The sequence below is a fragment of the Nocardiopsis sp. NRRL B-16309 genome, from assembly GCF_001279585.1.
Lineage (GTDB): Bacteria > Actinomycetota > Actinomycetes > Streptosporangiales > Streptosporangiaceae > Nocardiopsis.
This window is the reverse complement of the sequence record NZ_LGEC01000058.1, coordinates 140,135-162,092: the sequence shown is the minus strand read 5'-3', so window position 1 is coordinate 162,092 and position 21,958 is coordinate 140,135. Positions and strand designations below refer to the sequence as shown.

The following is a 21,958-nucleotide window of genomic DNA, read 5'->3' as shown; positions in this document are numbered from 1 at the left end:
CTCGACCGACCAGAGTGCCTCGGCTTCCTCGGGCCTTCCGGGGCCTTCCGGGCGCCTCGGGGCCCGAGACACCTCAGGCCCCGTGGGCACTCGGGACTCCGCAGGGCCGGGGGGATCCGGGTGGGGTCTTCGCGGCCCCGGAGCCGGCGCGGCGGGGCACCGCGAGAGACCTCGGCGCGAGGATCAGCGGGGCGGCGGCACCGGGCGCCGCCCGCCTTCGTGATTGACCGGATGCGGACAGCGATCGGCCGGTGACACCGTCTCGGGGGCCCGGCAACTCTGACATATTGGCCGCATGAGTGAAGTCCGGGAACGCGTCGACCACCTCCGCGCCACCGCTCAGGAGAGCGTCTCCACCCTGCTCGCCACCGGCCGGGGCGGCTACGTCGACATCTGCCTGGGAGCGCGGCGCCGCCTGCTCGACGCGCTCGAACCCGGGACCGACCCCGAGGGGCCGGAGGTCAGGGCGGCCCTGGACGGCCTCGACTCCTATGTCGACGACGCCATGGACGCGCACCTCCAGCGCCAGCGCCGCTGGCGCTCGCGCACGGACAGCGAACGGCTCACCCGCGCCTTCCGAGCCCTCGACGAGTCCGGGATCATCGCCCGCGAGGACCACACCTGCTGCACCACCTGCGCCGAGGACTCCCTCCGCCAGGAGGCCCGCGTCCACCAGGAGGCGCCCGGGGGCCCGTCGATCCGCGGCTACGCCTTCTACCACGAGCAGGACACGCGGGCCGCGTCGCGCGAGGGCGCCCTCATGGTCGGCTTCGGGGCCACCCACGAGGTCCGCCGGGCCGCCGTCGGCGAGGAGATCGCCGAGACCCTGCGCGCCCACGGCCTCACCGTCACCTGGAACGGTGACCCGGGCACCAGGCTCGAAGTCGCCGTGGACTGGCGCCGCCGCCGGTGGGGACGCGGCGCCGCCCATCCCGGCCCGGCCGTCGACGGCGAGCCGGAGGTCGAGGTCTCCTACCGGCACGAGTCGCCGCCCGCCTGGATGACGCACTACCAGGGCCGCGTCACCGTGCGCGAGCTGGCGCGGATGGTGCTGCCCTGGCTGCCGCGGGGGCACGCGGCCACCCTCACCAGCGACCGCGGGCAGACGATCGAGGTCTGTCGGGACTTCGACCTGCTGCGCGTGCTCGGAGACGGCCGCACGCTGCCCCGTGAACGCCTGGAGGAGCCCCTCAGCCGGTGGGCGGTCGGCGGCGTCTGGCCCGAGGAGGACGCCCGTTCGTCCCACACCGGCATGGTCGACGCCATCTACGACGACAGCACCGCCGAGGGCATCGGTGGGATCCAGAGCGCCGAACCCATGGAGACGGCCGCCGCGCGCGAACTCGTGCACCGGCTGACGCCCGCCGAGGGCAATTTCGCGGTGTTCCTCGCCCGTGACGAGACCTGCGTTCAGATGATGTGGGAGGCCGGGCCCCGTCTGTGGATGGAGAGCCCGTCCCCCGGGGAACGCCTGTCGCGCGGCCGGTTCGTCACCACGTCGGAGGCGGAGGAGATGGTCCGGATCCTGGCAGACGAGCACCGTCTGGCCCTGGACGAGCTGGGGGCGCTGGCCGTCACCACCTGGTGAGGCTGGGGCGCGTCGGCCCCGGGCGCGAGGGCGGGAGAGCGTGATGCCCCGGCACGCGGGTTGGTGCTCGTGTACTCGGGGCCTGCGTGCCGGTGTGTCCGGTGTGGTCACCGGACGCGTCAGGGGTCGGCGCAGTGCCCAGGGATTCGGGCGCGAGGGCCGGGCGCCCGGACACGTCAGCGCTCGGTGCCGCCGAACGCCTCACCGAAGCCGAAGAACGCCCTCGACTTCGGCGGGATGAGCAGAAGGCCGCCGATGACCAGCTGGAACACCAGCATCAGGGCGTAGAGCCACAACTGTTCCGGCGAGTAGACCAGCACCGAGAAGAGGGCGAACACCAGCAGCACCGCCACCAGGACCTGCACGATCACCACCGCGCCGTAGAGCAGTCGCGAGCGGGTCATCAGGCCCACGGCGGCGAAGGCCGCGAACAGCCCCCAGGCGCCCAGCGCCGTCACCGTGCCCCACCCGTACTCGTCGGAACCGTCCAGGACCTCGGCGATGAACAGCGCCGTGAGGACCATCAGATAGAGCGCGTTGACGCCCAGCATGGCCGACGCGGTGATCACCGCCGCCGGTTTGGGGACACCGTCGCCGACCACGACGCCGTGGTTGGGCTCCGCCCTGCGGACGCCGTAGCGCGGATCGGCGGTGAACCGGGTGGTGCCGCCCTGTTGCGGCCCGGTCCCGGGCGCGCCCTGCACGCCCTGGGCCGCGGCCGGTCCCGGGACGCCCTGGGCGGGCGCCGGGTGGTAGCCGGTCCGGGTGGCCCCCGGCACGAACCCGCCCGCGTTCGGCGCGACCCGTCCCGTCGGCGCCTGCATCGGGCCGGAGGGCTGGCCACCGGATCCGGGCCGCGGCCCGACGCCCGGCTGGGCTCCCAGCCCCGGCTGCTGCCCGGCACCCGGCTGCTGGCCGGGACCTGGCTGGGGACCTGTCGGCCGACCCGGCACGGGGCCGTGCGGCCCCTGCCCGTAGCCGTGGGGGTACTGCTGCTGTGATGGTGCGTGCTGCTGTGGCTGGTGTTGTGCGGCCGGTGGGGTCGACGGGGCACGCGGCGGCGACTGCGGGGACGCAGGGCCTCCGGGGTGGCCGACCGGAGGCGGTGTGTGCGGCCCCGATCCGGTCCCGGGGCCGCCACCGGTTCCGCCCTGGTGCGTGGGCGGCGCGCCGACGCCTCCCGGGTGTCCGGCGGCCGACCCGCTCCCGGTGTGGGCGCCCGAGTCCCCGTGTCCCGACGCGGGACGCACAGCAACACCATCGGAAGGTCCGCCTGGCGGGGCCTGCGCACCGGTGTTCGAGCCGGACGCGGATCCGCCGGAACCGCTCCCCGGCGCCCGCCTGGCCTCCTTCAACAGCGCCAGCGCCTGGTCGGGGTCGGGCCGCTGGGCGGGGTCCCGGTCGAGCAGGGCGGCGATGAGCTCCCGCAGCGGGGCGCTCGCCGCGGCGCCGCGCGCGGAGTCGTCGGACAGCGGAGGCGGCACCGGGGCGGTCAGCACGGCCGTGATGATGCCCGTGATGCTGTCCCGCTTGAACGGCGACCGCCCCTCGACCAGGGTGAACAGCGTGACGCCCAGACTCCACAGGTCGGAGGCGGGCAGCGCGCGCTCGCCCTCGAACCGCTCGGGGGCCATGTACTCGGGAGAACCGATGTACACGCCGGTCTGGGTCAGAGCGGTACTGCCGTCGACGTTGGCGATGCCGAAGTCCGTGAGCACCGTCCGGTCGTCATCGGTCAGCATGATGTTCGCGGGCTTGACGTCCCGGTGGGTGACGCCGACGGCGTGCGCCGCCTTCAGCCCGCCCAGCAGCGACCGGGCGGCCTCCTCGACACGGTCGGCGGGCATCGGCCCGTTCTGCTCCAGGTACTGGGCCAGGGACCGGCCGCTGAGCAGCTCCATGACGATCCACGGGCTCTCGCCGTCGTCCAGCACGTCGTGGACGGCCACCACCGCGCTGCTGTGGATCCGGGCGGTCGCCTGGGCCTCACGCATCGACCGGGCGTGCGCCTCGGCGCGCTCGTCCGGGTCCATGCCGTCGGGGAGCCGGACCTCCTTGACGGCGACGTCGCGCTGCAGCGCGGGGTCCCACGCGCGCCAGACCGTGCCCATACCGCCCGCGCCGAGCCGCTCCCGTAGTTCGTATCGGCCGACGGAGGAGCGACCGGGGGAAGACATAGGGGCGCATCCCTTCTGGCGGTGGGGGACGATGCGCAGGCCAATCTATCCAAGAAAAGCCCTACCGCGGCGCTTAACGGTGGCGATCGACGTCGTCCGGGTCAATTCCACTGTAATCGGGAGTACCGGGCCCGCCCCGCTCCCGAGCGGCGGGTGACCGGTAGTGGTCACCGTCCGGCGCGGGTGTTTCAGCGGCCGGTGGGGCGCCGGGGCGGGGGGGCTCGGGGCCGGGGCGGACCAAGTGGTTCGTGCGGTCCGGCTCCGGTGGTGCTCCTCCTCGGGCGGCACGGGGCCGTCACCACTCGTGGTGTGCCATGACGGCCCTGGCCAGCGCCTCGCGGTCCCCGTCCTCGTCGATCCGTACGCGGTCCGCCAGCCGCAGGAGCTCGTCGGCGGAGGTGTCGGCCGCGCGCGGACCGTCGGCGCGGCCCGCGTCCGAGCTGTGGTCCGGGTCCGGTTCAGGGGCGGACGCCTGGTCCGCATGGGGCCCGGAGCCGGGCTCGGCCGCCAACTGCGCGTAGAAGCCGGAAGCGGGCTCCGTCCGGACCAGGACCCGCTCGCCGCCCGCTCCGGCCGGGTCCGATTCCAGGACGACCAGGCCCTCGGTCTCCGCGCACGTCGTCGACCCGTCGCCGCATCCGTGCCGCAGCGGGTCCGGCCGACCACCGAGGAAGGACTCCGCGGGCGCGCTCGTGAGGGCGATCCGTCGGCCGGACTCGTCCTCGTAGGTGATCGTGAAGGCGTGGCCGGCCTCCGTGAGACGCGTGCCGACCGGTTCCCACGCCGGATCGTCGAGCACGGCGACGTCGTGCTGGTAGGCGGCGTAGGTCGCCTCGGTGGCGCGCAGGGTTCGTTCGTGGACCTGGGCGCCGACGACGGCCTCCGTCACCGCTCGCAGCATCAGCAGGCCGACCAGGACGCAGGCGGCGGCCCAGGGCCGCCGCTCGCGGGTCGCCGCGAGGGTGACGGCGACGACGGATGAGGTCAGTGCAGCCGCACCCGCCGTGCCGATGGACCAGGGGACGGCGGCCAGGTGGCCGGTGACGACCGTCTGGGCCCAGGCGGACGCGCCCGCGGCGGTGAGGAGCCCGGCCGCGATCGCGGGCCGCGCGACCCCCGACCTCCGAAGCAGCACGATCAGGAGGGACAGGGCAGCCGCGACGCCCACGACCGTCCCGACGCAGAGGACGAGGCCGGACACGATCCCGCCGTCCCGGAACAGCGGCTCCAACGACCCCGAGAGCGCCGTCGGCGCCAGGCCGAGCCCGACGGCGCAGGGCACCCCGTACAGGAGCAGGGGCAGGGCCCGGGCCGCCCGGCCCGGGGCCGAGCGTGCGGGCGGCGCGGGTCCGGAGGCGGTGGGCGTGGTCAGCACGAGGAACCCCGATTCCCGCTCGATTCGTCCGTGGGAGGCGTCCGACAGGGCCCGGAACCGGTGGCCGAGCGGTGCGCTCTCCACCGTGGACTCCTCCTCGTCGTCACGGTAGTGGAGGAGTTCGGCGGGAGCCCGCCGCCCCCGCCTGAGCCGGTCGGCGTCCATGGCCGCGTCCTGTGAGTGCTCGGAGGCCGGGGGCGGCCACTCGGCGCGCGGAGAGGCTCGTCGATGAATCCCGGGTGTACGTGGAATGAACACAACGGTTCATGTGGGTCGGATGTGGAATCCCTCCGCGGGGGTGGGTCGTCCTCCGGGCGGGTTTCGGCCCTACGCCAACCGTGGCTGGGGTTCTCACGGAAGCTGTTCGGGGTACGGAGGCCCAGTCCGATTGATCATCTGGTGTCCACTTTTCGCCGGGAACAGGGGTGTGATGCCGCTCATACTCGCTGGCGGGCCACGAAATTGTGGCCTAGGGGTATTGGGGCGTTTCGGAACGCCACTCATGTCCACTACCTGCGGAAACATTGAGCCATGCCCGAAATGTCCCCATGGGGAGGAGTGCGTCCGTGACGGGAACGGCAAAACCGGTCGCGTTGCTCTCGTCCCTGATCGACGTGATGGCGCACCATGGATGATGGGGTACAGACATGCGGGGGTCCGCCTTCGCGGGTGGCCGGTCGTCGGCGTGCGCGCGGTTCGGACCTCGAGTCTGCCATCGTCCCTCGGCACGAACCACGACGCAGGAGCCAGCAGATGACGCATCAGCACGTCCACCGGCGGGGTTGGCGACGCCTTCTGATGACGTTTCTCCTGCTAGTCGGTTTCCTCGTGCTGCCGCTCACCAGCGCTCACGCGAACCCGTTGTGCCCTGGGCAGCCCGCACCCCTGCCGGAATCGGCCGGAAGCGGGTCCGACGGCCTGCTGGTTCCGCCGCAGTCCCAGTCGGCCATTGAGGGATCGCCGGACGGGCTGCCCCCCGACGCCAGTATGTACGGGCAGTACGGAACGGCCGGAACGCAATGGCACATGATCACCGAGTCGTGCGTGGACGGAATCTCCAACGGCGCCCAGGCGACACTGGCGAACACGGCCTGGGACCTGTCCCAGACCATCAACCAGTCGACGATCACCGTCTACCAGGCCGCCACGTCCGACGGTCTCCTCTCCAGCTTCAACGAACTGGTCGAGAACGTCGTCGTCACACTTCGTGAGGGCATCTGGCGGCCGCTCATTCCGACGGTCGTCATTCTGGGCGCGCTGTGGCTGGGGTGGTTCGGTCTCATCCGCAAGCGGATGACGCTCACCATCGAGTCGACCATCTGGATGGTGGCGGCCACGGCGCTGGGCATGTGGATCCTGGTCAACCCGGCTCAGGTGATGGGTCTGTCCAGCGGGCTGGTGAACTCCGGAACCCAGTTGGTGACCAGCACGGTGGGGCAGGTTCCCTATGGAGGAGGGTCGGGGTCGTGCCCGGCCGGAGCCCAACCACCTGAACGGGCGGCGTGGGAGTCCGAGGCGGATTTCCAGGTGCGACGCAACGCCGACATGCTCTGGTCGAGCCTGGTGTGCCAGCCCTGGGTCGCCGGGCAGTTCGGGAACGGCGACATCGCGGAAATCGCTTCTCAGGAGCACGCGACGGAGCTTATCGCTGCGCAGGGGATCAGCCGCGTAGAGCAGCAACAGATATCTGATGGAGAGCTTGACGCCACGACGCTCCTCGAGGATAAACAAGAGAACTATGAGGAAATCGCCTCAAACGTCGAATCCTCCTTTCCCAGTGTTTATCCGCTCTTTTCCGGTGAAGACCAGGGAAGCCGACTCGGCGTTGCAACTCTGGCGCTATTCGCTTCGATCTTCGCAGGCGGCCTGATTCTTGCTGGCTCTGTGGCACTCATTGTCCTCAAGATTGGATTTCTCCTTCTCTTCCTGTTTGCGCCGATCTTTCTGCTCATCGGAATCCATCCCGGATACGGGCGCATGGTTCTTCTGCGATGGGTTGAGCTGATGATCGGCTTCCTGTTGAAGCAGATCTTTGTCGTTCTCCTGGTCTCGCTGTTGGTCATGTGCTATGGAATGGTGATGTCCACCAGTCTCGGGTGGGGTCTGCAGATGATTCTGCTCGCCCTGTTCACACTGGCGCTCTTCATCTACCGGAAGCCTTTCGCCTACCTCTTCGCTTCTGTCAACGCCAACACGTTCACCTCCCGCATCGTCAGCGACACGGCACAGAGCCGAGCCCTCAGCAGGAGCGCCGCGGTCCTGCCCCCGGTCGCCAACCTGAAGGCCCAGGCATGGGGCCTTCGCCGCGCGCCGATGATCGCCGGTGCCGCCGCTGGTGTTCCGGCCGGGACAGGCGGTCCGGTCGGAGTGGCGGAAGGAACCCTGGGCGAGGAGCCCCAGGCCGAGGGCGGACCCGTGCGCGGTGATGGGGCGCGGGTACGAGGTACCGCGGGCTACGGCCGTGTGCGTGACAACGGCTCGGCACCCCCGCTCCGGATGAACCGTGAGGCCACAGCCGCCAGCGGACCACGGGCAACGGCTGCGAGCCGGAGCACTGATCAGGCGCCGACTCTGGGCGGTGGCGGGAGCGGGTCCATTCCGCCTCGGCCGAGTGGTGGCTACACCGGAACGGGAGACAGCGGATGGGCTTCCGTCTTCGGTACCGACTCCGGGGATCGTGGCGGCCCGCGCCACCGTGAGGACGGCGGCGGAAGGGGAGGCCCGGTGCTCGGCGGCGACCGTCCGGCGGCCCCCGCGCGTGCCGCCGGTTCGGAGCGGCCCGAGCCCAGTAGCGGTCGGGGGATCTTCAACGGGCGCGAGGAAACTCCCGCCAAGGGAAGCTTCGGCAGCCGTGGATCCCGTTGGGGAAGCCCCCGTGAGCGGCGTGAGCGGCCCGCCCCGCAGCGACCGGCCCGGCCGGCACCCGGCCCGGCCGCCGGGCGGGGCGACGGTGACGGGGGTTGGCTGACCGGATCCGGCAAGCGCAAGGACAATGCCCCCATCACCCCCTTCTGGGGAGAGACCGGTTCCTCTGACCGGAGGGACCGCAAGCGCGACGTGCCCTTCTGGCTGAACGACGACTGACGGACAAAGGCCCCGACCCATGCCGAACCCTCTCCCCGAACGCGCCCAGCGGGCGGTCTTCATCGGACTCGTCGTCGTGCTGGTCGCGTTCGGTCTGTATCTCAGCGTCGGTGGATTCGGAGGGGATGAGGAGGACGGTGAACCTGCGGCTCTTCCCTCGGACTCCGGCCCCCCTCTGGGCGGACCGGACGACACGGGCGGGCTGAACGGCCTGTCCACGGTGGCCCCCAGTCCGATCGAGACGACGGACGAGGGGGACCTGGACGTCTTCGACTGGATGCCGTTCAGCGAGGAGGAGTTCCGAGCCGCCGGAGCCACGGCCCGTGCCTTCGGCGAGGCCTACGGAACGATCGACTACACGCAGTCTCCCGAGTCGTACTACGCCTCGATGGAGGAACTCGCCACGCCCGAGTACGCGGAGGTCCTGTCCGAGGCGACCCGCGCCGGGGCCTTCTGGGACGAGATGTCCGGGGTGGAGGCCGTCGCCGCCGGTCGAGCCGAGATCGAGACGGTCAGGACGTTCGGCGAGGACTCCATCACGTTCGTCGTGACCGTCCAGTCGATCACAGAGACAGGTGACGCCGAGTTCGACGAGGAACTCGGGGAGTTCGCCATCACCGTCGTTCGGAGTGGAAACCGGTGGAGGGTCTTCGACTTCCAACCCGGTGACGCCGGACAGTTCGGGGAGGAGTGAGCCGTTTTGTTCCCCCGTTTCATCACCCCCACCAGGTCTGACAAGGGAGCCGCCGGACTGTGGGTCGGTGCCGTGGCCGTCATCGGCGTCACGCTCACGATCATGCTCGCCATGTTCGTGATCCCGGTGATCTCGAACTCGACCCAGCAGGTCGGCTCCATGCTGGCGAACGGGCTCGTCTGCGCTCCGAACGCGGACGCGGAGCAGCCGGACGCGAGCGGCTACGCCATGGACTCCATACCCGAGAACTACCTGGAGATCTACCAGGAGGTCGGGGAGGACCGGGGCATCCCCTGGAACGTCCTCGCCGGTGTCGGTCAGGTGGAGTCCCACCACGGGCGCTGGGAGGGCCCGGGGATCACCGAGGGACACAACGACTGGGGCGCGGCCGGGCCCATGCAGTTCGGTGCGCTCGACGGTTCGGCGGCGGGCAACAGTTGGGGAGGCGAGCCCGTTCAGGCCGTCGAGGACCGGCCGGAGACCGGCTACGGGCTCGACGGGAACGGCGACGGGATCGTGAACGTCTACGATCCGGCTGATGCCATCCCCGCCGCCGCCGACTATCTGCTCGCCCACGGATTCGCCGACGACGTCCGGCAGGCGATCTACGGGTACAACCACGCCTGGTGGTACGTGGACGACGTCATGGAGTGGGCCGAAGAGTACTCCGACGGCGAATTCGACACCACCGACTCGGTTCGCACGGCCGTCCTCTGCGAGCTCGACGCCGAAGGTGCTCCCATCGGTCGGGCGCCTGACGAACTCACCCAAGCGGTCATCGACTGGGCCTTGGACCAGCGAGGGAAGCCCTATATCTGGGGCGGGACCGGACCGGACGGCTACGACTGCTCCGGGCTGACCATGAAGGCCTACGAGAGCATCGGCGTGACCATTCCGCGGGTGTCGCAGGATCAGTGGGGATTCGGTCCGGAGATTCCGCAGGGGGAGGAGCAGCCGGGTGACCTGGTGTTCTTCGACGTGACCCGAGCGGGAGAGCCGCCGGGGCCTGGGCATATGGCCATGGTGATCGGCGACGGGCTGATGGTCGAAGCCTGGTGCACCAACTGTGGACCGATCGCCGTCCGGGAGTACGATAACCCCAATCGTGCGGACATCGTGGGTTTCACCCGTCCGCTGGAGCACCCGGACGTGAAGGCCCAACTGGAGGCACAGGATAGCCGTGGCTGAGGAAAAGGTGTCCGCTCGGAAGAAGGGGCTCCACGGTTGGCGAGCGGCGGTCGCTGTCTTCGGTTGCGGTTCACTGGCGGCCTTCGGCGTGTTCGGGGTACTCGTACTCGTCGTCAGTACTTTCTTCAATGCCACCTCGTCGGGAATCGAAGCATCGGCCGAAACCGGCGGAGGGCCTGCGGAACAGATCGGAGAAGCGCGCTCCTCTCTCGCGGCAGAAGAAATGAACGTTTGCGACGACAACCTTGATCCGCTCACCACGATTTCGACCACAAGGATGGACAGTGGTGAAGATTACGTGGACACCGAGACCGGTGGTGAACCGGGTATCGAAGGTGCGTCCAGGGTCGTTCGCGATAACTGTCTGTGGACCATCACTCCATCGGGTGGTTCCACGCCCTGGGACTTCGAGTTCCAGTACGATGCGATTATCGATGTGGAGCGCGGTGGATCGGCGGAAGAGCTTGCTTCGACGGTATTCGAGGAAAGGCGTGCCGGGCTGTCGGAAGGCGTGGCAGATGTAGAAACCGAGGGTAGTGCCGACTTTGGGCAGAAATCCTATTCTGTTTACGGCTCAGGGGAACAGGGGCAGTCTGTTTACCTACTTGTGGTTCAAGCGAAGAGTGCTGTCTATGTGATTCGCTTCGAGGATCAGGTTGAGGGATCTGTCGCCGCTGTTCCCGAGAACACTTTCCGCACCGAGGCCAGGAAAATAACCAACTTTCTCGGACACGGATTCGAGTACTGGATTCCTGAGTAAGGCGGGAGAGCGGGGCAGTCGTCAGGCGATGCCGGCCATGAAGTGGTGGCGGCACAGGGTGGCGTAGGACTCCGTGCCGCCGATGTGGACCTGTTCGCCCTGGTAGATCATGACGCCGTCGACCACGCGGGCGTTGTGGGTCGCGCGGCTGCCGCACCAGCAGCGAGCCGACACGGGCAGGACCTCGATCTTGTCGGCGAGTTCGACCAAGCGCTGGGAGCCCGGGAACAGCTGTCCCTGGAAGTCGGTCAGGATGCCGTAGCAGTACACGTCGACGCCCATGCCGTCGACGACTCCGGCCAGCTGGCCCACCTGCTTGTGCGAGAGGAACTGGGCTTCGTCGCAGATCACGTACGGGGCCTTGCGGTCGGCGATGTCGTCGTACAGGTCCAGGTCGTCGCCGACCTCGATGGCCGGGGAGGTCAGCCCGAGGCGGGACGAGATGATCCCCGCACCGGCCCGGTCCCGCTTCGTGTAGAGCACGCCCTCGCCGCCGCGTGAGTGGTGTTCCTGCAGAGCCATCGTGCTCTTGCCCGAGTTCATCGCCCCGGTGAAGTACTTCAGCTCCGCCATGCCTCTTCCTCGATCACGGGCTGTGCGGTCAACGCCGCCCCCGGCTGGTGCCGTGGCCAGCAGCGAAGATACCAGTGGCGCCGGGCCCCGGTTGAACCGCCGTCGTCTCCGAGCCGTCTAAGATTTCGACGCCGTTCGCGAGCCGCGCCGAGGAGTTCTTGACCCGCCGCGGGTTTGTGGACGGAGTCGCCCTTGAGGCAGCGAACGGCCGAAACCGGAGTGTGGGATGTTCCATGTGCAGAACGAGCGTCGGGTGACGCTCAGGTGACCCGGGACCGTGGCCGTCGACCGCTGGTTCAGGGACACGGGTGTCCGTTCGACTATCGGTGGCGTGCTGAGGGGCCGATGGGGTCGCTTCGCTATCTTTGATCCGCTGTGTCGGAATACAGCGTGTTGTGTGGAGGGGGACGTGGTTTTGCGGCGTTCGCAGGTCGCGCAGATGGTCGAGAGCCGTTGGTTCTCGAACACGATGCTCGTGGTGATCCTGATCAATGCCGCCGTTTTGGGTTGGGCAACTTATGGAGGTTCTGCTCAACCGTATTTAGTGGTGGCGGAGCGGATCGTGGTCGGCGTCTTCGTCGTGGAGTTGGCCCTGAAGCTGATCGCGTGGCGGGGCGGGTTCTTCCGTGACCCGTGGAACTGGTTCGACTTCTTCGTGGTCGTGATCTCCGTCATCCCCGCCACCGGCCCCTTCTCGGTCCTGCGGATCCTGCGGGTGCTGAGGATCCTGCGCGTGATCACCGCCGTCCCGCAGATGCGGACGATCATCAGCGCGCTGTTCCGTTCCATGCCGGGGATGGGCACTGTCATCGGGTTGCTCCTCGTGGTCGTCTACACGGCGGCGATCCTGGGGCAGCAGCTCTTCGGCGACGACGTCCCGCAGTACTTCGGTGATCTGGGGACGACGCTCTACACGCTGTTCACGGTGATGACGACGGAGAACTGGCCCGACTTCGCCGATGCCGTCGCCGAGGACCACCCGCTGGGCTGGATGTTCTTCGTCGGCTACATCGTGGTGACGACCTTCATCGTCCTGAACCTCGTGATCGGTGTGATCGTGACGGCGATGGAGCAGGAGGTCGAATCCGGGTTGTGGGCCGAGGACCAGAAGCTGGAGGCCGTCCAGCACGAGGCCGTCATGGCCAAGCTGGCGGAGTTGAGCGAGCAGGTGGCGCGTCTGGACCGCATGGTGCGCGACCACGGAGGAGACCCGGACGCAGGCGAGCCGGTCGGTCAGGGGGCGGGCGTCGCGCACGACCCGGTCCAGCCGTCGAACGGAAGCGGGTAGGCCGCACGATCGGCGGGCGGCGACGAGCTGGGAACGCGTATCAGCGCGGGCCCGGCCTCGGGGTGGGGGCCGGCGGCCGGTCGCGGCCTCGCCATGGTCGAGGCGTGCGCCATCGAGCGGGCGACCCGCGGGTTCGGCCGTGTGCGGCGGGTCCGGCGTTCCCCGGCCTTCGGCTTGGCGAGGGGCGAGGAGGGCGTCCTCGCGGCCAGGCGGCGGGGGCCGGGCCTGGCCCCCAGTACCCGGCCCCCTCGGGCAGGTGCCCGGATGATCGCCTCCGCCGCCACCCGGGAGTGGGCCCTGAGCGCGGACGTTCGACAGGCGCGCCACAGGGCGAGGGTGACCGGCGGTGGTCGGGCAGGCGGTGGTGACACCGCTCCGCCCTGATCCCGCCCTTCGCCCCCGCGTCTCGCGGCCCAGAACTTCGGACGAGATCTTGATGACTAAGAGTAGTGATTCCGTCGCTCCTTCGTGCGGTAATTCGAAGGTCGACCCTGGTCGGAGGCGGTTTTCCTCCTTCCCGCGCAGGCCGGGGTAGGTGATCGGTCCGGTATGCGTCGGATGCGCTGACTCCACGGGTCGGACAGGCGCTTCGGCCCCGGCCCACCGGTCCACAGTTCCTGGTCCCACTCGGCCGCTGGCCTCCGATCCACGGTCCCGGCCACTGGTGGTCCCTGGCCCACGGCGCCTGGCGGTCCCTAGCCTCCGACCGACGACCGACTGCCCCCGCATTCGGCCCACGGCCCCGCCTCTGGCCCCGATCAGGAGGTCACGGCGCTGACCAGGTGCTCGCGTTCGCCCGGGGCCTCGGGGCGCAGGGCCCTGGCGGTGGACACCAGGTCGACCGGGGCGCCGGGAGCGGAGGTCAGACAGACCACCACGCCGTCGTTGAGGTGCGTGCGCAGCTCCGCGGGGGTGTCCCCGTCGCGGTAGACCGCGACCGCGCCGTCGACGTTCTCGCAGCGCACGTCCGGGAACTCGCAGCCCGAGCGGATGCCCTCCGAGCCCCTGGCCCGGGCTCCCGTCCAGGTGTGCACGTACACGGGCGTGCCGTCGGTGTCGCGGTAGGTGAAACGCAGTGCGCCGTCGACCTCGTGGACCTGGTCCAGGGACCAGTCCGGGTGGTCCAGCACAGCGATGGTCTGGTCGAAGGACTCGATCTGCTGCCGCGAGCGCTGGTCGGCGGCCCGGGCGAGCACCGCGTCGGAGACGGCGGGCAGGACGGCCAGCAGGGCGGCGACCACGGCCGCCGCTGGCAGTACGCCCGCCTGGAAGCGGTCGGGCAGGCCGCTCCACGCCATGCAGGCGCCCATGCCCAGAGTGGCGACGGCGGCGCTCAGCAGCGCGACGCTCACGGTGGTGTTGCCAGGGACCGGCGTCGCGGCCGGGGCCAGGAAGGCGACGAACACGGGCGTGGTCATCGCCGTGACCGTCACCAGCGACGCCGCGGAGGTGGGGTGGTTGACCCCCGCGCCCTCCAGCCACCGGGTGCCCAGCCAGGCCATGAGCAGGACGACGCCCGCGACCAGCGGGGCGAACACCAGGACTCCCAGGCCCGCGCCGCTCATGGTCAGTGCCTCGGCCGCCTCCCACAGGCCGACCGGGAAGAGCGACATCACCGGGGCGCCGACCAGGCACAGGACGAGGATCGCACCGATCGCGGCGGCTCTCGGCCGACCCGTGGGCGCTCGTGGCAACACGCCGTCCATTGACCGCATATTTCCTCCTGGCGGGGAGGACACGTTACGCCTGTTGGGGCATGGGCGCCAGATGTGGAACGTGGGGATCGATCTTGACGCCCGTGTCCGAATCGTCTCCCACGTGTGCGCGCAGGGTCAACGATCGGTCATCCGCGCGTCGCGGATCGCCGCGGTTCACCATGGACTGGTGCGTCGACGACCGGCCCGCTCGTCCCCGTGCGGCCCTGTGCGGCCCCGCGCCGTCACCGTCGCAGTTCAACGCCATCCGGCGTCACGCCGCGCACCCCGGCGACCCGCGCCGCAGCGTCACGCCGGGCTCCCCGGCGACCCGTGCCATCCGGCGTCACGCCCGGGGGCGCCCCTGACGCCCCGCGCTACCCGTCCAGCTTGCGCAGGTACGGACGGCGGATGGCGTTGAACTGCGACCACTGCGGGTCGAGGTGCGTACGCAGCTTCACCTCTCCCTCGGGCCAGTCCATCAGCGCCGCCTCGAACTCCGGCAGCACACCGGAGTCCGGGTCCAGGTAGTAGTGGTACTGGCGGCGTCCGCCGGTGGTCTGCCGGGCGAAGAGCGCGCCGTTGTCGCCGAGCAGGACGGTCAGCCGCTCCTCCAGCTCCGTCAGCGCGGTCAGGGACTCCTCCACCGGGAGCCGGTCCTCGTCCAGGTGCGTGTACGGCACGACCACGTGGACGTACAGCGACAGCGCCGGATAGTCGCGGCGGGTCAGGGGGTGCCGGATCCGGAACTCCAATCCGCCCTGCATCGGCAGCCTGCCCTCGAACCCGGCCCACCCGCCCGGGCCGCCGAGGATGTCGACCATCTGGCGGACGACCGCCGGCATGGACGTGGGGGGCAGCGGGTCCAGGGGCGCCTCGTCGAGCGGCGCGACCTTCCCGATCCACCGCACCATGTCGTCCTCGCCCAGCGCCAGCAGGGTGACGTGCTCGGCGACGCCCTGGCGGGTCTCCTCCGACAGGAACATGTTGTCGGGGTGGTAGACGCCCACCTCGATCCGTGCGGTCGCCTGGTTGACCCGCATCGACACCGAGACGTGTGACAGGTCGAGCTCGTGGTCCTCCCAGGTGACGGTGGACGAGAGCTTCTCGTGGTCCGCGCGGCGCACCGGGAGGAAGGCCCACTGGTCGTCCTCGGGCGCCGACCGGGCCCAGCGCTCGGCCTGCACGCGGGCCTCCTCGGAGGTGCCCGGGCGCAGGGTCATGGCGTAGACCGGGCCCTCGGTGAGCTTCGAGGGGTCGTCCAGCGCCGCGAGCTGCTCCAGCAGCTTGCTCGGGTCCGCGTCCATCGACAGGTCGAGGTCGTCCAGGCCCCCGCTCGGCCGGCTCGGGGCCCGGCCCACCTCCCAGTCCAGGTCCGGATGGATCTTCCTGACCAACTCGCTCACCTCCTCCGACACCTCGGACGGAGCCGGCTGGTCGGACTCGACGGCGTTGGCGAGCGCGTCGCGCGCGGTCGGCCAGGCGTCCCAGAACGCGGTGACGGCGGAGGTGGAGTCGGCGGAGCGACGACGACGGAACAGAGCCATGGTCCGATTTTCGCAGAACCCGGCGACCACCCTCGCCGCGCCCCGGCGGGAGTGTCCCGCCCCGGCCGAGACGGGAGTGTCCCACCCCGCTCGAAATCCGTGGTCCGGACACCGGGCGGGCGCATACGCTGGTGTGCACTATGACTTTGCGTGTACTGGCCGCCATGTCCGGCGGAGTCGATTCCGCGGTCGCCGCGGCCCGTGTGGCCGAGGCGGGCCACGACGTCACCGGCGTTCACCTGGCGCTCTCCAAGAACCCACAGTCCTATCGCACGGGCGCGCGCGGCTGCTGCACCGTGGAGGACTCCCACGACGCCCGCAGGGCCGCCGACGTCATCGGGATCCCGTTCTACGTCTGGGACATGTCGGAGGAGTTCGACCGGGAGGTCGTGCAGGACTTCGTCGCCGAGTACGAGTCGGGGAACACGCCCAACCCGTGCCTGCGGTGCAACGAGAAGATCAAGTTCGAGGCGGTCCTGGACCGGGCCATCGCGCTGGGCTTCGACGCCGTGGCCACCGGCCACCACGTGCGCAAGGTCGACGGGCGCCTCGTGCGCAGCGTCGACGCGGCCAAGGACCAGTCCTACGTCCTGGGCGTGCTCGACGCCGAGCAGCTGGCGCACGCCGTGTTCCCGCTCGGCGACTGCACCAAGGAGGAGGTGCGCGCCGAGGCCGAGCGCCGCGGCCTGTCGGTGGCGGACAAGCCCGACAGCCACGACATCTGCTTCATCGCCGACGGCGACACCGCGGGCTTCCTGAACCGGCGCATCGGCGAGCGGCCCGGCCCCATCCAGGACGAGGACGGCAACGTGGTGGGCACCCACAACGGGGCGCACACGTTCACCGTCGGCCAGCGCAAGGGCCTGGGCCTGGGCGGTGCCGCGCACCCGCGCTACGTGCTGTCGATCGAGCCGGTCCAGAACACCGTGACGGTGGGCCCGCGGGCGTCGCTGGCCGTGGACGAGATCACCGGTGTGCGGCCGGTGTGGAGCGGATCCGGCCCACTGACCGAGCCCACCGAGTGCCACGTGCAGCTGCGCGCCCACGGCGAGGTCTACCCCGCGACGGTGTGGCAGCGCGGGACCGGGAACGGCGACGAGCTGGTCGTGCGCCTGGCCGAGCCGGCCGCGGGCGTGGCCACCGGGCAGGCGGTGGTGGTCTACGACGGCGACGCGGTGCTGGGGTCGGCGACGATCTCGGCGACGGCGCGCTCGGGTGCGGTCGGCACCGGCGCGACCAGCGCCTGAGCCGCGCCGAGCGGTCGTGCGGCCGACGGCGTGCGGAGGAGGAACCCGCCGCTGAGGCACGGATCTCCTCCGTCCGGACCCCCTGCCTCTTGCCGAGGTTAGGTAAGGCATAGCATAGTTGCTGCTCAAGGAAGGGGGCCTGTCCATGCCCGAGTTCGGTTTCCTTGAGGGGCAACCCTTCTGGATCGTCTACTTCGCGCTGTTCGGCATCGTCCTGTGCCGCGCCCAGGCCACGTACTGGCTCGGCCGGGGCCTGGGAGCCGGGGTGAAGCGCAGCCGGATGGGCGAGCGGCTCGGCCCCCGGCTGGACCGCGCCCAGCGCAGCATCGACCGCTACGGCGCCCCCGTCGTCACCCTGAGCTTTTGCACCGTCGGCGTGCAGACCGCCGTCAACCTGTCGGCGGGCGCGATGCGCATGCGCTTCCCCCGCTACCTCGCGGCCATGGTCGTGGGCTGCCTGATCTGGGCGGGGCTGTGGGGCGTGGTGATCTCCGGGCTGGTCGGCACCTGGTGGACCCTCTTCCTGGGGTCGCCGTGGCTCGCCATCGGCGTGGTCCTGCTGGCGGCCGTCGTGGTCGCCGTCCTGGTGCTGCGCTCCCGCCGCCGCGACCGGACCCCCGCCGCCGCCGAGGACTCCTCCGCGCCCGTGTGACCGGCCGCCCTCCGCGGCCCCTCCCCGGATGGCCCCCAGGCCCCCGACCCGTCACCGTCACCGCCACCGCGCTGGAGCGCCCTTCGTCCGGGGCGCGGGGCCACCACCCCAGCGGATGGGCGTCGGCTTCGACGCCGTCGGCCGTCGTTGCCCTAACCTTGGGCATCGTGACCGAACAGCACTCCTATCCCTGGCCCGACGCCTCCTACACCGGAGTCGGGTCCTGGCCGGGCGAGGACCCCGACGAAGCCGTGCGCACCGTCATCGGTGAGCTCCCCGGCCTCCCCCACCTACCCGAGCTGCCCGACCGCGGTGTCGGCGCCGACATGATCGGCCGCACCGGCGGGCTGCTGGTGGACTTCCCCGTGGAGGTCCAGCCCAGCGCCTGGCGGGTGGCCGACACGCCGGGCCGCGACCTCGCCCGCGCCACCAGCCTGATGTCCTACGACCTCGACGCGCTCACCGAGCACGCCCACGCCTACACCGGCACCCTCAAGATCCAGGTCGCCGGACCCTGGACGCTGGCCGCGTCGATCGAACTCCGCAACGGCCAGCGCCTGGTCTCCGACCCCGGCGCCTACCGCGACCTCGCCGAGTCGCACCGCGAGGGCGTCCTCGCCCACCTGGACGAGGTCCGCCGCCGGGTGCCCGGCGCACGCGTCCTCGTCCAGGTCGACGAGCCCTCCCTGACCGCGGTCCTGCTCGGCTCCCTGCCCACCGCCAGCGGATTCGGACGGGTGCGCGCCGTGGACCGGGTCCGCGTCGAGGCGGTCCTGCGGCAGCTCTTCACGGCCGTGGAGGAGGCCGGCGCCGTGCCCGCCGCGCACTGCTGCGCCCCCGGGCCGCCCGTCGACCTGCTGCGCCGCAGCGGCGCCAGGGCCCTGAGCCTGGACGCCCTGCTGCTCACCCGCGACCACGACGAGATGATCGGCACCGCTGTCGAGGCCGGTGTCGGCCTGCTGCTCGGCGTTGTCCCCTCGTCCGACGCCCCGTCCGAGCAGGCTCCCGACACGCCCGGTGCCACCACCGCGCGGGGACCGCAGCGGTCCCCCCGAATGTCGGACGCCGCCGCTACCGTCGATCCTGTACGCGAGCTTTGGAACCGGCTGGGAATCACCCCTGACCTGCTCTCCCGCGCGGTGGTCACCACACCGACGTGCGGGCTCGCGGGAGCCACGCCGGGGTACGCGCGGGCGGCTCTGGACGCCGTCCGCGCCGGAGCCAGGGTCCTGCGGGACGAGCCCCGCCGGTAGGGCCCCCGCGGACCGCGACCGCGACAGGCGAGCACGAGAGCAGCAGAAAGGCGTAGAACCGAGTGAGCGCGCTTCACAACACGACCGACATCCCCGATGAGGTACGCGCCCGCCACACCGAGTTGTGCCGGGAGCTGGACGACCACAGCTACCGGTACTACCTGGGCAAGCCCGTCATCTCCGACGCCGAGTACGACGCCCTCATGGGCGAGCTGCGCGGTATCGAGGACTCCTACCCGCAGCTGATCACCCAGGACTCGCCCACGCAGAAGGTCGGCGCCCCCATCAGCGTCGACTTCGCCGAGGTCGAGCACCTGGTCCGGATGGAGAGCCTGGGCAACGCCTTCGACACCGACGAGCTCAACGCCTGGGCCGACCGCGCCTCGGCCGAGGTGCCCGTCGACGCCTACCTGTGCGAGCTCAAGATCGACGGCCTGGCGGTCGACCTGGTCTACGAGCGGGGACGCCTGGTCCGCGCCGCCACCCGCGGCGACGGCCGTGTGGGCGAGGACATCACCCTCAACGTCCGCACCATCGACGTCGTCCCCGAGCGGCTCGACGAGAGCGTGCGGCCCGCGCCCGAGCTGCTGGAGGTGCGCGGCGAGGTCTTCCTGCCGGTCAAGGAGTTCGGCGAGCTCAACGAGCGCATCACCGCCACCGGCGAGCACACCCCCTTCGCCAACCCGCGCAACGCCGCCGCGGGATCGCTGCGGCAGAAGGACCCCCGCGTCACCGCCACCCGGCCGCTGTCGATGATCGTGCACGGCGTGGGCGCCTACGTCCCCGCGGGAGGGAGCACGGGCGGCGGGGACGGGGGGTCCGACGGGGTCGCCTTCACCAGCCAGTCGCAGGCCTACACCCTCCTCGGGGAGTGGGGCCTGCCCCTGAGCGACCGCTACCGGGTCGTCGACTCCATGGCGAAGGTGCGGGACTACGTCGACCACTACCGGGCCAACCGCCACGAACCGGCCTACGAGATCGACGGCATCGTCGTCAAGGTCGACGACTTCGGCCTCCAGCGCCGCCTGGGCTCCACCAGCCGGGCGCCGCGCTGGGCGATCGCCTACAAGTACCCGCCGGAGGAGGTCACCACCCGGCTGGTCGACATCAAGGTGGGCGTTGGCCGCACCGGCCGTGTCACCCCCTACGGCGTGATGGAGCCCGTGGTCGTGGCGGGCTCGGAGGTGGAGTTCGCGACCCTGCACAACGCCCAGGAGGTCGCCCGCAAGGGCGTGCGCATCGGCGACGTCGTAACCCTGCGCAAGGCGGGCGACGTCATCCCCGAGATCGTCGGCCCGGTCGTGGAGCGCCGCGACGGCAGCGAGCGCGAGTTCGAGATGCCGGAGAACTGCCCCGAGTGCGGGACGGAGCTGGGCCAGCAGAAGGAGGGCGACGTCGACCTGCGCTGCCCCAACGCCCGCTCCTGCCCGGGCCAGCTGCGCGAGCGCGTGGCCTTCATCGCCGGGCGCAAGGCCCTGGACATCGAGGCGCTGGGCTACGTCGCGGCCACCGCGCTCACCCAGCCCCTGGAGCCGGCCGACCCGCCGCTGCGCGACGAGGGCGACCTGTTCGACCTCACCGTCGAGCAGCTGCTGCCGATCCGCACCCACGTGCTCGACCCCGACACCACCGAGCCCAAGACCGACCCCAGGACCGGCGAGCCCAAGGTCGTGTCGTTCTTCGCCAACAAGGAGGGCGAGCCGAAGAAGACGGTCGAGAAGCTCTTCGAGCAGCTGGAGGAGGCCAAGTCCAAGCCGCTGTGGCGGGTGCTGGTGGCGCTGTCCATCCGGCACGTGGGTCCGCGGGCGGCCGAGGACCTGGCCCGCCACTTCCGGTCCATGGACGCCATCCGCCGGGCCGACGAGGAGGAACTGGCGGCCGTGGACGGCATCGGCCCCACCATCGCCGCCTCCATCCGCGAGTGGTTCGCGGTGGACTGGCACGCCGAGATCGTGCGCAAGTGGGCGGCGGCCGGTGTGCGTATGGAGGACGAGGCGCCCGAGCACGGGTCGGACCTCCTGGCGGACGTGACCGTGGTCGTGACGGGCGGCCTGGAGGGCTTCACGCGCGACAGCGCCAAGGAGGCGATCGCCGAGCGCGGCGGCCGGGCGACCTCGTCGGTGTCCAAGAAGACCGGGTTCGTGGTGGCCGGTGAGAGCCCGGGCTCCAAGTACGACAAGGCCGTGAAGCTGGGTGTGCCCATCCTCGACGAGGCGGGGTTCCGGGTCCTGCTCGACGAGGGGCCCGACGCGGCCCTGGCACGGCGGCTGAACCCCGAGCCCGAGACGGACGAGGAGCCCGCCGCGGAGCAGGACCAGGCCGCGGGCTAGGCAGGGGCTGGACGGAGGGCCTGGGCGGGCGGAGGGCGCGGCGGGGCGCGGGCACCACGCGCCGACGGCGCGCCCGCCGCTCCTCCCGACCGCCGGCCCCACCACCGGGCGGCGGGGCCGCGACGGCCCCGCCGCCCGCTGCTGTCCCGCCTCCGCTACGCCCTGCCCGCGTGGCCCCGCGCGCCCGCCGTTCCCGCGCGTCCGGGCCGACGCGGGAACCCGAGGCGCGGGGTGTTCGTTCGGCACGGCGGCGGTCCATGCCGATTCCTCCCGGAACGGCACGGGTTTCGTTCGTGCCTTCGGATGACTTTGGCTCGTTTGTCACCACACGTGCGCACGACTTGGTTAACTGATAGTTCTCGGTAAGCGACAGTTGGTGACGAAACGACGTAAGATGGACATCGTTACCCGGGATGCAGTGCATCCGAACCCGGATTCGGCCATGAGGGGTGGCAGGATCACGGACACCCCGAACCGGCAGGAGCGGGCGGCGCTCGCGCCGCCCGCT

Annotated in this window: 15 protein-coding genes; 10 read left to right on the top strand and 5 right to left on the bottom strand. The window is 70.9% G+C overall.

All coding sequences use genetic code 11. The features are described from left to right. The first annotated feature begins 295 nt into the window (after positions 1-295). Positions 296-1,588: a DUF6891 domain-containing protein gene (locus ADL05_RS07370; protein ID WP_053616111.1), complete on the top strand. Its 1,293-nt coding sequence runs from the start codon at positions 296-298 to the stop codon at positions 1,586-1,588. Positions 1,589-1,764: 176 nt separating this feature from the next. On the opposite strand, the gene ADL05_RS07365 is transcribed toward ADL05_RS07370, so the two are convergent. Continuing rightward, positions 1,765-3,765, bottom strand: coding sequence for a serine/threonine-protein kinase (locus tag ADL05_RS07365; protein WP_082376176.1), 2,001 nt, complete (start codon positions 3,763-3,765; stop codon positions 1,765-1,767). A gap of 295 nt (positions 3,766-4,060) precedes the next feature. After that, positions 4,061-5,305, bottom strand: coding sequence for a hypothetical protein (locus tag ADL05_RS07360; protein ID WP_053616109.1), 1,245 nt, complete (start codon positions 5,303-5,305; stop codon positions 4,061-4,063). 588 nt (positions 5,306-5,893) lie between these two features. Here ADL05_RS07360 and ADL05_RS07355 point away from each other — a divergent pair. The 4 genes from ADL05_RS07355 to ADL05_RS30375 all read left to right on the top strand — a co-directional run bounded on the left by ADL05_RS07355 (position 5,894) and on the right by ADL05_RS30375 (position 10,866). After that, on the top strand, positions 5,894-8,224 hold the full coding sequence (locus ADL05_RS07355; protein WP_053616108.1) for a type IV secretion system protein: 2,331 nt from the start codon (positions 5,894-5,896) through the stop codon (positions 8,222-8,224). Positions 8,225-8,243: 19 nt separating this feature from the next. After that, complete coding sequence (locus ADL05_RS07350) at positions 8,244-8,918, top strand: hypothetical protein (RefSeq protein ID WP_053616107.1); 675 nt, start codon at positions 8,244-8,246, stop codon at positions 8,916-8,918. A 102-nt stretch (positions 8,919-9,020) separates the two neighbouring features. Further along, positions 9,021-10,106: a bifunctional lysozyme/C40 family peptidase gene (locus ADL05_RS07345; RefSeq protein ID WP_156365756.1), complete on the top strand. Its 1,086-nt coding sequence runs from the start codon at positions 9,021-9,023 to the stop codon at positions 10,104-10,106. Then, positions 10,099-10,866, top strand: coding sequence for a hypothetical protein (locus tag ADL05_RS30375; protein WP_156365755.1), 768 nt, complete (start codon positions 10,099-10,101; stop codon positions 10,864-10,866). The genes ADL05_RS07345 and ADL05_RS30375 overlap by 8 nt, the downstream gene beginning before the upstream one ends. Positions 10,867-10,887: 21 nt before the next feature. Here ADL05_RS30375 and ADL05_RS07340 read toward each other — a convergent pair whose 3' ends face one another. Further along, positions 10,888-11,439: a thymidine kinase gene (locus ADL05_RS07340; RefSeq protein WP_053616105.1), complete on the bottom strand. Its 552-nt coding sequence runs from the start codon at positions 11,437-11,439 to the stop codon at positions 10,888-10,890. Positions 11,440-11,878: 439 nt separating this feature from the next. On the opposite strand from ADL05_RS07340, the gene ADL05_RS07335 reads away from it, so the two are divergent. Continuing rightward, positions 11,879-12,727, top strand: a complete 849-nt coding sequence (locus ADL05_RS07335; RefSeq protein ID WP_082376191.1) for an ion transporter — start codon at positions 11,879-11,881, stop codon at positions 12,725-12,727. Positions 12,728-13,485: 758 nt separating this feature from the next. Here ADL05_RS07335 and ADL05_RS07330 read toward each other — a convergent pair. Beyond that, positions 13,486-14,433 (bottom strand): hypothetical protein, encoded by a 948-nt coding sequence (locus tag ADL05_RS07330; RefSeq protein WP_231640645.1) that lies wholly within the window; start codon positions 14,431-14,433, stop codon positions 13,486-13,488. 365 nt (positions 14,434-14,798) lie between these two features. Further along, positions 14,799-15,968: a DUF695 domain-containing protein gene (locus ADL05_RS07325; protein ID WP_053616103.1), complete on the bottom strand. Its 1,170-nt coding sequence runs from the start codon at positions 15,966-15,968 to the stop codon at positions 14,799-14,801. Between the two features lie 140 nt (positions 15,969-16,108). On the opposite strand from ADL05_RS07325, the gene mnmA reads away from it, so the two are divergent. The 4 genes from mnmA to ligA all read left to right on the top strand — a co-directional run bounded on the left by mnmA (position 16,109) and on the right by ligA (position 21,450). Next, the gene (gene mnmA / locus ADL05_RS07320; RefSeq protein ID WP_231640644.1) at positions 16,109-17,215 is read left to right on the top strand and encodes a tRNA 2-thiouridine(34) synthase MnmA; all 1,107 of its coding nucleotides are present in this window, start codon (positions 16,109-16,111) and stop codon (positions 17,213-17,215) included. 145 nt (positions 17,216-17,360) lie between these two features. Continuing rightward, positions 17,361-17,867 (top strand): DedA family protein, encoded by a 507-nt coding sequence (locus ADL05_RS07315; protein WP_053616101.1) that lies wholly within the window; start codon positions 17,361-17,363, stop codon positions 17,865-17,867. 167 nt (positions 17,868-18,034) lie between these two features. Then, on the top strand, positions 18,035-19,120 hold the full coding sequence (locus tag ADL05_RS07310; protein WP_053616187.1) for a methionine synthase: 1,086 nt from the start codon (positions 18,035-18,037) through the stop codon (positions 19,118-19,120). Between the two features lie 62 nt (positions 19,121-19,182). Then, on the top strand, positions 19,183-21,450 hold the full coding sequence (ligA, locus tag ADL05_RS07305; RefSeq protein WP_053616100.1) for an NAD-dependent DNA ligase LigA: 2,268 nt from the start codon (positions 19,183-19,185) through the stop codon (positions 21,448-21,450). The last annotated feature ends 508 nt before the right edge of the window (positions 21,451-21,958 follow it).

Excerpts from the sequence above, each read along its gene's own strand:
- ADL05_RS07360 (WP_053616109.1), bottom strand. The coding sequence starts at position 5,305 with ATGGACGCCGACCGGCTCAGGCGGGGGCGGCGGGCTCCCGCCGAACTC.
- ADL05_RS07350 (WP_053616107.1), top strand. The coding sequence starts at position 8,244 with ATGCCGAACCCTCTCCCCGAACGCGCCCAGCGGGCGGTCTTCATCGGA.
- ADL05_RS07315 (WP_053616101.1), top strand. The coding sequence starts at position 17,361 with ATGCCCGAGTTCGGTTTCCTTGAGGGGCAACCCTTCTGGATCGTCTAC.
- ADL05_RS07330 (WP_231640645.1), bottom strand. The coding sequence starts at position 14,433 with ATGGACGGCGTGTTGCCACGAGCGCCCACGGGTCGGCCGAGAGCCGCC.
- ADL05_RS07365 (WP_082376176.1), bottom strand. The coding sequence starts at position 3,765 with ATGTCTTCCCCCGGTCGCTCCTCCGTCGGCCGATACGAACTACGGGAG.
- mnmA (WP_231640644.1), top strand. The coding sequence starts at position 16,109 with ATGACTTTGCGTGTACTGGCCGCCATGTCCGGCGGAGTCGATTCCGCG.
- ADL05_RS07325 (WP_053616103.1), bottom strand. The coding sequence starts at position 15,968 with ATGGCTCTGTTCCGTCGTCGTCGCTCCGCCGACTCCACCTCCGCCGTC.
- ADL05_RS07370 (WP_053616111.1), top strand. The coding sequence starts at position 296 with ATGAGTGAAGTCCGGGAACGCGTCGACCACCTCCGCGCCACCGCTCAG.
- ADL05_RS07345 (WP_156365756.1), top strand. The coding sequence starts at position 9,021 with ATGCTCGCCATGTTCGTGATCCCGGTGATCTCGAACTCGACCCAGCAG.
- ADL05_RS07355 (WP_053616108.1), top strand. The coding sequence starts at position 5,894 with ATGACGCATCAGCACGTCCACCGGCGGGGTTGGCGACGCCTTCTGATG.
- ADL05_RS07340 (WP_053616105.1), bottom strand. The coding sequence starts at position 11,439 with ATGGCGGAGCTGAAGTACTTCACCGGGGCGATGAACTCGGGCAAGAGC.
- ADL05_RS07335 (WP_082376191.1), top strand. The coding sequence starts at position 11,879 with ATGGTCGAGAGCCGTTGGTTCTCGAACACGATGCTCGTGGTGATCCTG.